The sequence below is a fragment of the Kiritimatiellia bacterium genome (genome assembly GCA_025054615.1).
GTDB lineage: Bacteria > Verrucomicrobiota > Kiritimatiellia > CAIVKH01 > CAIVKH01 > JANWZO01.
In genome coordinates, this window is the sequence record JANWZO010000005.1 from 142,876 (window position 1) to 155,282 (window position 12,407).

10 protein-coding genes are annotated in these 12,407 nt (G+C 59.1%); 7 read left to right on the forward strand and 3 right to left on the reverse strand.

The genetic code is table 11. From position 1 onward, the window contains the following. Positions 1-48: 48 nt before the first annotated feature. The 3 genes from NZ740_03940 to metF form a co-directional block, all read right to left on the reverse strand. Positions 49-1,431, reverse strand: a complete 1,383-nt coding sequence (locus tag NZ740_03940) for a glycosyltransferase family 1 protein (protein ID MCS6771157.1) — start codon at positions 1,429-1,431, stop codon at positions 49-51. 42 nt (positions 1,432-1,473) lie between these two features. Next, positions 1,474-2,058, reverse strand: a complete 585-nt coding sequence (locus NZ740_03945; protein ID MCS6771158.1) for a metal-dependent transcriptional regulator — start codon at positions 2,056-2,058, stop codon at positions 1,474-1,476. Positions 2,059-2,135: 77 nt separating this feature from the next. Beyond that, complete coding sequence (metF, locus tag NZ740_03950; protein MCS6771159.1) at positions 2,136-3,023, reverse strand: methylenetetrahydrofolate reductase [NAD(P)H]; 888 nt, start codon at positions 3,021-3,023, stop codon at positions 2,136-2,138. A 668-nt stretch (positions 3,024-3,691) separates the two neighbouring features. Between metF and NZ740_03955 the strand changes: the two genes are divergently transcribed. From NZ740_03955 to NZ740_03985, 7 genes are all read left to right on the forward strand, one after another. Next, on the forward strand, positions 3,692-4,918 hold the full coding sequence (locus tag NZ740_03955) for an ABC transporter permease (GenBank protein MCS6771160.1): 1,227 nt from the start codon (positions 3,692-3,694) through the stop codon (positions 4,916-4,918). Next, positions 4,911-5,606 (forward strand): ABC transporter ATP-binding protein, encoded by a 696-nt coding sequence (locus tag NZ740_03960; GenBank protein ID MCS6771161.1) that lies wholly within the window; start codon positions 4,911-4,913, stop codon positions 5,604-5,606. Before NZ740_03955 ends, NZ740_03960 begins: the two co-directional genes overlap by 8 nt. 72 nt (positions 5,607-5,678) lie before the next feature. Beyond that, positions 5,679-6,548: a branched-chain-amino-acid transaminase gene (gene ilvE, locus NZ740_03965; GenBank protein ID MCS6771162.1), complete on the forward strand. Its 870-nt coding sequence runs from the start codon at positions 5,679-5,681 to the stop codon at positions 6,546-6,548. Positions 6,549-6,565: 17 nt separating this feature from the next. Continuing rightward, complete coding sequence (locus NZ740_03970; GenBank protein MCS6771163.1) at positions 6,566-7,075, forward strand: UvrB/UvrC motif-containing protein; 510 nt, start codon at positions 6,566-6,568, stop codon at positions 7,073-7,075. After that, positions 7,072-8,139: a protein arginine kinase gene (locus tag NZ740_03975; protein ID MCS6771164.1), complete on the forward strand. Its 1,068-nt coding sequence runs from the start codon at positions 7,072-7,074 to the stop codon at positions 8,137-8,139. The genes NZ740_03970 and NZ740_03975 overlap by 4 nt, the downstream gene beginning before the upstream one ends. A gap of 8 nt (positions 8,140-8,147) precedes the next feature. Beyond that, positions 8,148-10,631, forward strand: a complete 2,484-nt coding sequence (locus NZ740_03980) for an ATP-dependent Clp protease ATP-binding subunit (protein ID MCS6771165.1) — start codon at positions 8,148-8,150, stop codon at positions 10,629-10,631. An 83-nt stretch (positions 10,632-10,714) separates the two neighbouring features. Beyond that, positions 10,715-11,338, forward strand: a complete 624-nt coding sequence (locus tag NZ740_03985; protein MCS6771166.1) for a DUF2304 domain-containing protein — start codon at positions 10,715-10,717, stop codon at positions 11,336-11,338. The last annotated feature ends 1,069 nt before the right edge of the window (positions 11,339-12,407 follow it).

A 12,407-nucleotide genomic window follows, 5' to 3' on the forward strand; every position in this document is an offset into this window, starting at 1 on the left:
TCGCCCCGGCATGAGGCCGGTGACCTTTTCGAATGACGCGTTCAATGACTAGGCTGCTTTCGCCGCAAGCACGTCTTCGTGCATCTGGCGAAACGCCTCGAAGGAGGCCTTGTGAGTGAATCGGCGGCTGTACAACCGCGCGGTCGTCCCCATCTCCGCCAGCCGTTCGGGTTGGGCCAGCAGGTCGAGAAGGACATCGGCCAGTTTCTGCGCGGTGATCTTGGGGATCACCAGTCCTGTGGCGCCGTCCTGCACGCAATCTTTCGGGCCGCCGCATCCAGAGACGATGACGGGAAGACCGGCCGCCTGCGCCTCCAGCACCACATTTCCGAGCGTGTCCGTCTCGCTTGGAAAGACAAAACAGTCGCACGAGGCGTAGGCGGTCGCCAACTCGTACCCGCCAAGGACGCCAAGGAATCGAGCGGGCAGTCCTTGCAGCTCGGACTCCATTTGCGCCCGATAGGGTCCGTCTCCCACAACGAGCAGGGCAATGTCACTGCGACGAGCGGCGACCCTGCGGAAGGCATCCACCAGGACCGAAAGATTTTTTTCGAGGGAGACTCGGCCGACGTAGAGAAGGGCCGTCTGTTGAGGGTGGACGTGTGTGCGGCGAAACGCCTCACAGCGGCGGGCGGGATTGAACAGTTGCGTGTCGACCCCGCGGCCGACAACACACAAGCGATCCGGGTCGCATCCATGCCGAATGAGTTCATCGCGGATGGTTGGTGTCGGCGCTGCCACTCGATCCATTTGCCGGTAGAACCAACGCATCAGCGCCCACCCGATGTCCTCCATGGCCGGATCCCTGAACAAAGTGGCCGCATAGGAGGGGAAGTGCGTGTGGAACGTGCTGACGACCGGCAAGCCTGCGAGCCGGGCGGCCAGCAAGCCGACCAGCCCCATGGGTCCTGGAGTGGACAGATGGATGATATCGAAGTTGGCCCGCTTCACGTATTTCAACACTTCGCGAATCGGCGGAACGTGAACCTGCAGCCCGTTGTAGGCAGATACGGAGAAGGTCCCGACAGCGGGAAAAATGGCCATTGGACTGTCTGCCCGCGGAGCCGGAGAGGCGCCATGGATTCGCAGTCCCACGCCCGCGGCGTGCGCCTCCCGCTGCCAGTGCCCTAACGTCTTCGCGACGCCGCTGAGGTGGTCAGGCGAATCCACGAAAAGGCCGATTCGAGGGAATCCTCCCCAAGAGCCGACGGGCGGATCGGGAATGGGGAAAGACGAAGGCGGAAGCGGACGGTAATCAAAGGCATATCGGGAGAATACGCGCACCAGCACGGTCAAAAGGTTCGCATCCGGTTCAAGGCCGGCGATTTCGCGAAGTGGCTTGAGAAATCGCCGCCAGGCATCCCCGTCATCCGAACGCGCCGGCCGCACCGGGCCAAGATTCCGATGATTATCCGTCGCGCAATTCGTCACCGCGATCCTCCTCTCACGGAAGGAGAGTGGAGCGGCGCCTGATCAAGCGGATGTGAAGGAACGGTTAGATTTTCGCAAGCTCTTTTTGGAGGAATCGACTTCGATCTTCTGCATTTCAAAGAAGCAGGTTTCCTGGCAATGCGGGCAGGTTCGCACCTCGTGTTTGCACGCCCTCTCTTGCTGGCGCAACTGGTCGAGGAAAGCCCGGGCCGCCGGGCTGCCCGATCGAATGCATTCGATGAAGTTGCAGAGCTTAACGCTGGTCTCGATGCTGAGCAGGTGCTCAATTTTGCAGGCGTCGATTTCAGCCTGGTCGGGGTTGACCCCGAGCACGTCGCGGAAAAAGATTTCGAGCAGTTCATCATTTCGTTCGACGATTTCCGCGAGACGCCGGCCCTCCGGCGAAAGCTGGAGGAACTTATTGGCGTCTTCAACGACCAGGCCGCGCCGCTTCAACGGTTTGAGGCTGATCGAACAACTTCCTCGGGTGATGTTCAGCCGCTTGGCGATATCCGTGACCCGAGCGTAACCCTGGGTTTCGAGCAATTCCCGGATTGTCATGAGGTAATGCGCCGCGCTGTGGGTCAGCGTGTTCTCCTCGTAACTTTTCCAGACGTCGACGGCCATGCTCAGACCTTCGTTTGACATATCAATCAATACCGCCCGGAATTTTTGGGTCAAGCGGGATCAAACTCTCCTACCGCTTATCGGTTCGCAAAAAATCGGACGAGTTCTCTAGAAAGTGCCGCCTTGGAGCGGTTGAGGATGTAGAGATGAACCCCTGGCGCGCCATGCTCGAGCAGGTCCTCGATCTGGCGTTCCACCCAGCGGATGCCGACTTCTTCCGCCGCCTCGCCTTCTCCGCCGGCTTTTTCGAGCTCGGCGATGAGCGGCTCCGGCAGGTGGGTCTTGCACATCGCGCACATTCGTTGGACCTGCTTGAGGGATATGACGGGGAGCAGACCGGGCAGGATTGGTTGCTCGATGCCGGCGTGGCGGCATCGATCCACAAAATCGAAATAAAATTTGTTCTCGAAGAAGAGTTGCGTCGTGATGAACGACGCGCCGGCATCAACTTTCGCCTTCAGGTGACGGATGTCGGCTTCTGGCGTAACCGATTCCGGATGCGTCTCGGGATAGCCAGCAACGCCGATGCACATGTCGGGGAATTCCATCCGAATCAGCTCAACGAGCTCGGAGGCGTGGCTGAACCCGTCTGGGGCGGGGCGAAACTGGGAAAACCCCCGAGGTGGGTCGCCACGTAGGGCCATGATGTTCCGATATCCGAGCGCGTGCCACTCGCGGAGGATTTGTTGGAGCTCGAGACGGCTGTGGCCCACGCAGGTCAGGTGGGGCATCACCGGCGAATATCCGATATTCCGGAGAAGCTCGCACACCTCCAGGGTCCGGCGGCGAGTGGATCCGCCTGCGCCATATGTGCATGTGACGAAGTCCGGTTGGATCGATCGCAACGCTGATCCGACCTCGTGCAACAGTGGCCATGAGGCGTCGTCCTTTGGGGGGAAAAACTCAAGCGAAAGGAGCGGACGGTTGCGCTTTTCGAAGAGCTCGCGGATGGCAATGTCTGGCATGGCTATCAAGCTAGCGGGGCTTGCACGGGCGTCAATCGCGCAGTTCGTCGGCTGTCATGACTCTTTGAAAAAGCCCCCTTGCGTACTCGAACGACCCTGGCGGAGGAGGGAGGCCTGAGGCAATCGGAAAACATCAAAGGAGTCAGAATCGACGAATGAGCCAGAAGTCGGCGGCGATGTGGAAACAGGCGTTTGATGTGTGCGCCGAACGCAATGCGGGTCGGGGTTCGGCCGACAGTTGCGGCGTCAGAGGCATCCTCATGTTTTCTGGCAGCACTCGATGAACCCGAAGAAGAACCGTCGCCGACCAGCTACAGTGTCTTCCTCAAAATCCAAATTACCGGGGCCGACGGCCCAGGCTACGGATGCTTTCCTGTCATCTGTTTAGCGGGGCACGGTGAGCCTGGGAATTGCTGAGACTAATGCCGCCGGGGTTGACGAACACGCTGGTTAGAAATCGTCGAGGCGAGCAAACGTAGTGATTGCGGCGCGGATTAGCGGGCGGTCTGCGGGATCGGCATCCCGGCCGCCTGCCCCCTCATCCGGCAAGCGGACATGTATTACAAATTAACATGGGGGGACATTTTGAGAGTTCCGACATCGTGCCGTTCGCTGGCGGGCCGCTAATTCCGTTGAGCGCGGAGGCATTTCGCGTATAACTGCCCCCAATGCATCTACCGTTTTCATTATTTCTCGCCCTGCGCTACATGCGCCCCAAGCGCACTTTCCAATCCGTGATCACGATTATTTCCGTCCTGGGCGTGTTGCTGGGCGTGGCTGTGCTGGTGATCGTTCTGTCCGTAATGAGCGGATTTGACGAGATGTGGCGCACGAAGATTCTCAGCTTCAACGCCCACATCATGGTGAGCGGCATTGACGTCATCGAAGACCCCGACGAGCTGATCCGACTGATCGAGTCGGTGCCGGGCGTGGAGGGCGCCGCGCCGGTGGTACAGGGATTGGTGTTTTTGCAAAAGGGCAATCGGGTCCAGACGCCGATCGTCCGCGGAATCGACCCTGCTCGCGAGGGCCGCGTGAGCCGAATTCCGGAACACATGGTGCGCGGCGAATTCAACGTCGCCGACGATCGGCTCGTCATGGGTCGCGACCTGGCCCGCCAATTGGGCGCGGGCGTGGGCGACCGCGTGCTCATCTATTCCCCCCAACATTTCGTGGCCGCCGACGAGGTCTACCTGCCCGAAGAATTCACGGTGGCCGGATTGTACGACTTGGGGATGTGGGAATTCGATGTGGGGTTCGTCCTGACGTCTCTGGAGCGGGCGCGCGAGCTCTACAAGATCGACAGGGGCGTTCATGCGATTTTGGTCATGACGCGTGATCCCTTGCGCGTCGGCGAGATTAAGCGGCGGATCGAGGAGGCGATTTCTCCGGAGTACGCCGTGGTTACCTGGATGGAGCAAAACCGGCAGCTCTTTGCCGCCCTTCGTGTGGAAAAAAACATGATGTTTTTCCTTTTGATCTTCATCACGGTGGTTGCGGCGTTCGGAATTACGAACACGTTGATTACGGTGACGGTTCAAAAGACGCGCGAAATCGGCCTTCTCAAGGCGCTTGGCGTTTCAAGTCGGAGTATCATGGGAATCTTCCTGTGGCAGGGCGCTTTTGAGGGCGCGCTGGGGACCCTCCTTGGAATAGGCGCAGGCCTTGCGGTTCTGCGTTACCGAAATGACCTGCTTCGCCTGATGTCTGACCAGCTCGATGTCGAGCTCTTCCCCAAGGAACTTTATCATTTGAGCGAGATTCCCGCGGTGGTGTCCGCGTCGGACATCACTCTCGTGGCGATCGCGGTGATGTCGATTTGCACGTTGGCGGGGGTGATTCCAGCGTACCGCGCCGCTCGCCTCGATCCGGTTCGGGCCTTGCGATATGAATGAGGCTTCGGTCCAAATCGTTGCCGAGCAGCTCCACAAGTCGTACGAGTTAGAGCGTGTGCGGATTCCGGTTCTCAGGGGCGTTTCCCTCACGATCCGGCGCGGGGAGCGCCTGGCAATCACGGGGGCAAGCGGGGCAGGCAAAAGCACACTGCTGCATGTGCTCGGCGGATTGGACCGACCCAACCAGGGCCATGTTTTCTTCGAAGGCCGTGACCTCTACGCCCTACCTCCATCGGAGCTTGCGGCTTTTCGATCGGACCAGGTCGGGTTCGTGTTCCAAGCCTATCACTTGCTGCCCGAACTGGACCTGCTTGAGAATGTGATGGTCGCCGCCCTTCACAAGCGGGGCGCGCTGCGGCGATTGTCCGAGTTGCGCGAACGCGCCTGCACCCTATTGGACCGCGTGGGGCTCGGCAGCCGTCTGCGGCACCGTCCGGTGGAGGTCTCCGGCGGGGAACAGCAGAGGGCGGCGATCGCCCGGGCGTTGATGAACGATCCGGCGGTGCTTTTCGCCGACGAGCCCACCGGCAACCTGGATTCGACAACCGGGCGGCGAGTGCTGGATGATTTGTTTGGGCTCGCCGACGGCCGAAGGTTGACACTGGTGCTAGTGACGCACAACGAAGAAATCGCCCGGCTCTGCGAGCGGCAGCTTGTCCTGCGTGACGGCCAACTGCAGGCGGTATAAGCATCGAGTCGGCTGGCGCAATCGGCACTGCTGCGATACTATGTAAAAAATACGACGGCAAAGGGACGCAGTATGAAGATTTACATCAACGGCAAACTGGTTCCGGAGAAGGACGCGAGGGTGTCCGTGTTTGACCACGGCCTGCTCTATGGCGACGGCGTTTTCGAGGGGATCCGCGCCTACAATGGTCGAGTGTTCATGCTCGAGGAACATGTGAACCGGCTGTACCGCTCGGCGCAGGCGATCGCGCTGACGATCCCCATGAGCCGGGCTGAAATGTGCCGAGCGGTCGTCAAGACCTGCGCCGCGAACGGCATCAAGAACGGCTATATTCGGCTGGTCGTCACGCGCGGCATCGGCGAGTTGGGGCTCAACCCCTACCTTTGCAAGGATCCGCAGGTGATCATCATCGCCGCAAATATCCAGCTTTATCCGAAGAAACTTTATGAAACGGGGCTGCACGTGATCACGGTCGGCACCCTTCGCAACCATGTCGAGGCGGTGAACCCGCGAATCAAAAGCCTCAATTATCTCAACAACGTGCTGGCGAAAATTGAGGCGATCAACGCCGGCGTGATGGAATGCCTTATGTTGAACCCTCAGGGGTATATTTCTGAGGCGTCCGGCGATAACGTGTTTGTCATCCGCGGAAACACGTTGATCACGCCGCCGCCGTGGTGCGGGTCGCTCGAGGGTATTACGCGCGCGGTGGTGATGCAGCTTGCGCCAGAACACGGTCTGACCGTGAAGGAGGACGTATTGACACGATATGATGTCTACACCGCAGATGAGGTCTTTCTGACCGGAACGGCTGCTGAAATCATATCGGTGGTGAATGTCGACCGACGGCCTATTGGCGATGGAAAACCGGGGCCCAAAACCAGGGAACTGGCCGCTGCGTTTTCCCGCTATGCCCGACGCGTCGGCACACCCATCGAGTGAGGGGGAGGAGTTTGGCAATGATGTGCGACCATTGCCATCAGAATAAGGCGGTTTTTCACTTGACCCAGGTGGTGGGCGGGCAGATCACCAAACTCCATCTTTGCGAGAGCTGCGCCAAGGAGATGGGCGTCAATCTGGATGCACCCATTTCAATCGCGAACTGCTTGCTAGGTGGCGGACTGTCCGGATCCTCTGCAAAGGAGTCGGAGCGATCCTGCCCGCGATGTCACATGCGCCGCACGGACTTCAAGAAGACCGGTAGATTCGGTTGTGCCTCCTGCTATGAAGCGTTCGCCGAGGACCTTCCTCCTCTCCTTAAGGCCATGCATCGGGCTGATCACCATACGGGCAAGGTGCCGGCACGGGAAAGCCGAAGGGTCCGGGCCAGCGCCGAACTTGCGCGGCTTCAACAGGAAATGGACAAGGCGATTGCGGCGGAGAATTTTGAAGAGGCCGCGCGCCTTCGCGATGAAATTCTCGCATGCCGCCGTCGGCTAAACGAGTCGGACGCGAGCGGAACTCCATGAATCTGGACAAACTCGTCAACCAACCGTGCGCGTGGCTCGCGGTGGGCTCGAGTGAGGGACCGGTCGTTAGCAGCCGCATACGCCTCGCTCGCAACGTCAGGGACGCCGCCTTTCCTGGCTGGGCCGGACCGGACGAATGCGAACGACTTTGGAACCGCATCGCCCCCGTCCTCTCCGGTGTGCCTTCGCTGCAGCCGGCCGAAGCGGTCGCGATGGGAGATTTGTCGGAACTGGGCCGCCAAATTCTGTTTGAGCGCCATTTGATCAGCCGGGAACAAGCGGAAAAAACCCGCGGCAGCGGCTTGGTCTTTCGCGGCGACGAAACCCTGTCGGTGATGGTCAACGAGGAAGACCACCTCCGGCTGCAGGGGATGCGCCCCGGCCTCAGCTTGCGCGAATTGTGGAAAGACGTCGACCGGCTCGACTCGGAAATCGAGGAGCGGCTTGACTACGCCTTTTCCTCGAAGCTGGGCTACCTGACGGCGTGCCCCACGAATGTCGGGACGGGGCTTCGGGCGAGCGTCATGCTTCACCTTCCCGGATTGGTACTGATGAACGAGATCAATCCCGTCATCAAAGGGATGGGGAAGATCGGGTTGGCGGTTCGTGGTCTCTGGGGCGAGGGGACGGAAGCGGCCGGTAACATGTTCCAAATTTCCAATCAGATCACACTCGGCGATCCCGAGGATCAGATTATCCATCTCATCGAGCAGATTGTGCAGGAAATTGTTGAGCACGAACGGAACGCGCGGGCCCGGCTGTTGGAGCGGCGCGAGACCGTCGTGCGGGACCACGTCGGACGCGCATACGGGATCCTGTGCCATGCACATATCCTCACATCCAAGGAAGCGCTCGATCTCCTGTCGGGTTTGCGTTTGGGGATTGATTTGGGTATATTGCCAGCGGTGAGTCGGCAGGTCGTCGACGAGCTCATGTTGTTGACGCAGCCGGGTCACCTGCAAAAATTGGAGTCGAAAGCGTTGAAACCGAAGGAACGCGATCGGTACCGGGCCCGTTTGGTTCGGGAGCGGCTCGCCGCGGAGACCCGGCGCCGGAAAGAATGAATGAGGAAATGAACAGTTTTACGCCACGCGCCCAGCAGGTGCTTCAACTTGCTCGCAAGGAAGCTGACCGGTTCAACCACGGTTACGTGGGGACCGAACATATCCTCCTCGGGATCATAGCGCTCGGCCAGGGGGTGGCCGTCAATGTCCTCCAGCGTCTCGGCGTGAATCTCGAAATGGTCCGCTTGGAGGTCGAAAAGGCTGTCGGAGTAGGTCCCGAAACCAAGACCGTCGGGAATTTGCCCTTTACGCCGCGCGTCAAAAAGGTCCTTGCCTTGGCCGGAAGCGAAGCCCGCGCGCTGAATCATGCCTACGTCGGCACCGAGCATATCCTGCTCGGGCTCCTCCGCGAAGGGGAGGGCGTCGCTGCGCGTGTGTTGCGCAACCTTAATGTCGACTTGGAGAAAACACGGATCGAGATCATGAAAGAACTCGATCCGAATTATGACCCGGAAATGGATACGCTCCCCGGTGGCAAGCCATCGCCGGGCGCACCGGGCGAACAAGGCGCCTCCCAAGCCGCGCGGGACAGCAAGACTCCCGCCTTAAGCACTTTCGGGCGGGACCTCACGGAGCTTGCTCTAAAGGGGGAACTGGACCCCGTCATCGGGCGAGCCGCCGAAATTGAGCGAGTGGTTCAAATCCTGTGCCGGCGGAGCAAAAACAATCCCGTGCTCCTCGGCGAGGCGGGTGTGGGCAAAACCGCGATTGTTGAGGGACTTGCCCAGCAGATTGCGCGTGGCGACGTTCCCGAGCTTCTGCGCGGCAAGCGCGTCGTGACGCTCGATCTCGCTCTGATGGTCGCCGGAACGAAATATCGCGGCCAATTCGAGGAGCGCATCAAAGCCGTAATGGATGAGATCAAGCGCAACAAGAATATCATTTTGTTCATCGATGAGCTCCACACGATTGTCGGCGCTGGCTCCGCGGAAGGTGCGATGGACGCCTCCAACATCATCAAACCCGCCCTTTCGCGGGGCGAAATGCAGTGCATCGGGGCGACTACATTGTCCGAGTACCGCAAGTTTATTGAGAAAGACGCAGCCCTCGAGCGCCGCTTCCAAACCGTCATGGTTCGGGAGCCGACGATTCCCGAGGCCATCGAAATTCTGAAGGGATTGCGTCCTCGGTATGAGGCGCACCATCATGCACGAATTACGGACGAAGCCCTGACCGCCGCTGTTGAGCTGTCGGCCCGATACCTGAATGACCGATACCTGCCGGACAAAGCGATTGATGTGATGGATGAGGCTGGCGCCCGGGCCCGAATTGCGGCTATGACCCGGCCGCCGGACATCAAGGAAAAAGAGTCGCAAATCGAGGAGATTCGGAAACTCAAAGAGCAGGCGATCAAATCGCAGAATTTTGAACAAGCCGCACTCTATCGGGACAAGGAGCGCCAGGCGACAGAAGAAGTTGAACGAATTCTCAGTGAGTGGCGGAAAACCCGCGATGAGACGATTGTCACCGTCGACGTAGAAGACATCATGACAATCGTTTCCAAGTGGACGGGGATCCCGCTATCCCGGATGGAAGAGCGCGAGACCGCTCGGCTATTGCACATGGAGGCCGAGCTACAGAAATCGGTGATTGGCCAGGAAGAGGCCGTAGCCTCGATCTCCAAAGCCCTCCGCCGTTCCCGCGCCGACCTGCGTGATCCGCGGCGACCAATCGGTTCGTTCGTTTTTCTCGGACCCACAGGCGTTGGCAAGACCCTGCTCGCCAAGGCGCTCGCTGAGTTCATGTTCAACGACGCGAATGCGCTCATCCAGATCGACATGTCGGAGTACATGGAGAAGTTCGCCGTCTCGCGGCTCGTCGGGTCGCCCCCGGGCTATGTCGGCTATGACGAGGGTGGCCAACTGACAGAGAAAGTCCGGCGGCGCCCGTACTCGGTTGTCCTCTTTGATGAAATCGAAAAAGCGCATCCCGACGTCATGCATATCCTTCTCCAGATTTTGGAGGAGGGCAAATTGACCGACAGTCTTGGACGCAGCGTCGATTTCCGGAATACCGTGGTTATCATGACTTCAAACATCGGCGCCGACCTGATCCGTAAAGGGACAGGCCTGGGATTCGGGGAGGTTGCGCCGACGGCTGACTACGCGCGGTTGAAGACGCAAATGCTCGAAGAGGCGAAGCGAGCGTTTAAGCCAGAGCTGCTCAACCGGATCGACGATATCATCGTCTTCCGCCAGCTCACCAAGCAGGATGTGATGAAGATTCTCGATATTGAGGTCCGCAAGGTCCAGGACCGCCTGGCCTCCAGAAAAGTTGAGCTTCATCTTACGGAATCCGCAAAAGAGTTTCTGCTTGCGAAGGGATACGATCCCCTCTACGGGGCTCGCCCCTTGCGCCGCGCGGTCGAACGATACCTGGAAGATCCCCTCGCCGAAGAAATTCTCCGGGGCAATTTGAACAATGCAGAGGCCGTTGAAGTCACCGCTGACGGCGACCGTTTGAGATTCAGCCAACTGGCGGGCGCCAGTTGATTCCATAGCGGCGGAACGGGGCCCGGCAATCGCGTATCTCCCGGGTCGACGCGGGCAGGGAAATTCGACATCATCCGCGTCGGATGAATGCAGTCGATATCATGCAGGGCTGGGTCGATGCCCTGGTCGAACCGGTGGGGCCGACATTGGCCCGCGCGATCTTCGCAGTTCTGGCCGGATCGGTTCTATTAGTGTTCGTGATCGCCGTCCGGGCAGGGAGGATTGGTGTTTTTCGGAGTGCGATTCTCCTCGCCAGCGCCGCTCTGTTTGCGGCCTTGTCCGCGGACCTGAATTTATTTCTCCGCCTGAATCAGGTGAGTTTTTTGACCCGGATTCGCCTGTTGATGGGCATCTTAAGTTTTGTCGTGCTTCTTGTGACGTTTGAGGCCGTTCGGCGATCGCATGTCCAGGAGCGGTATGCCATTTTGTGGATGTTCACGGGTCTGATGCTGATGCTCTGCGCCGTTTTTGTTCGCGTGCTCGACTTTTTTTGTGCGTTGCTCGGCATGCAGTATGTGACCTTCGTTGTAACTGTGATCTTCACCTTTCTCCTCATGGTTGCCTTTCACTTTTCTGTCTCCCTGTCGCGGTTGATGGAAGACCGATCCCGGATCGCCCAACGTTGCGCTCAGCTCGAAGCACGGCTTGATCAATTGGAGAAACGCAGTCTTCAGTCCGAAAGACCTTCGAATATCCAACCCGACTGAATAATTCTCGCGCTTTGAGCGAGTTTCTACGTGCCTATTTTGCTTTCTTGAACACCCGATTCGCCTTTCGCCAACAATGAACATGTGTCGAGCGCGAGGCGATCCGGGACCGTTGCGCTCGAAAACCTTCTTATGGCTTCAGTTGTCGTGGAAAGGCACCGGATCCTCTGCTGTTCAAAAACGGCGGACATAAAGGGCCTGGGCAGCGTTTTCACTCGGGATTTCGCGGGCTTCTTTCGATTTCTTGAATGAAGCCAACGTGCTTCATGCCGGCGCTCCGAGGATGCTGTCCGAGGTCAGGTGGATCGGCTGGGCCAGCAGCAATCCTGTGGCCGGGTGTCGTAGTAATCATCGAACCACGTACATAATTCCCTATAGCTCAACAGATTCCAGCGTGCCAGCGCCACCTAGAGCCGCAGCAATTTGCCCTACTGCGACTTGTGCTGCAGGCCCTTGAGCAGGAGCATGGCAATCGAAGTTGCCAAATCTGCGCGAGAACCGCGTCGGCGCTGGTCCCGACGTACGTCTTGATCTTCAAGGGCTGCTTGATCGTCTTGAAGAAAATCTCGACAAGCCCTCCAGCCGAATGATCGGGTCGGCCCCGAGGTCCTTGCGCCTCGTCGTCTCTGTCCGTCTGCCGCGATCTGAAACCGCGCGTTCGATTTGCATCGTGTCAAAAACCATACCTGGTCGTCCATCGACTCGAAAAGACGGTAGTCGTTGTCGCCCCGATCCATGACCACGATTCTTTCGGCAGGCATGCGCACGAGGCAGGCCCCACGCACGGCGTTTACCTTCCCGTAGGCCACCATTTCACACGCGGGCATTGTAGCCGTTGTGGTCCAGCAGAACGTAAGGCTTCACTGCCCCCTCTTGTCTTGAGGTATGTAGCGACGTCGACCATGGACCGGCATCCCTCGATGACGGTGGCCTCGAGCGATTTCAGGGGATCGCGGAAGCGGACGCGATGCCGAGGTGAAATCTCCTGGCAGAACCCCACCAGGCCTCGGGAACCCCGCTGGAACTGTACCCATGGTCGGCGCCCATTTTCGCAGGAGGGCGTCGAACA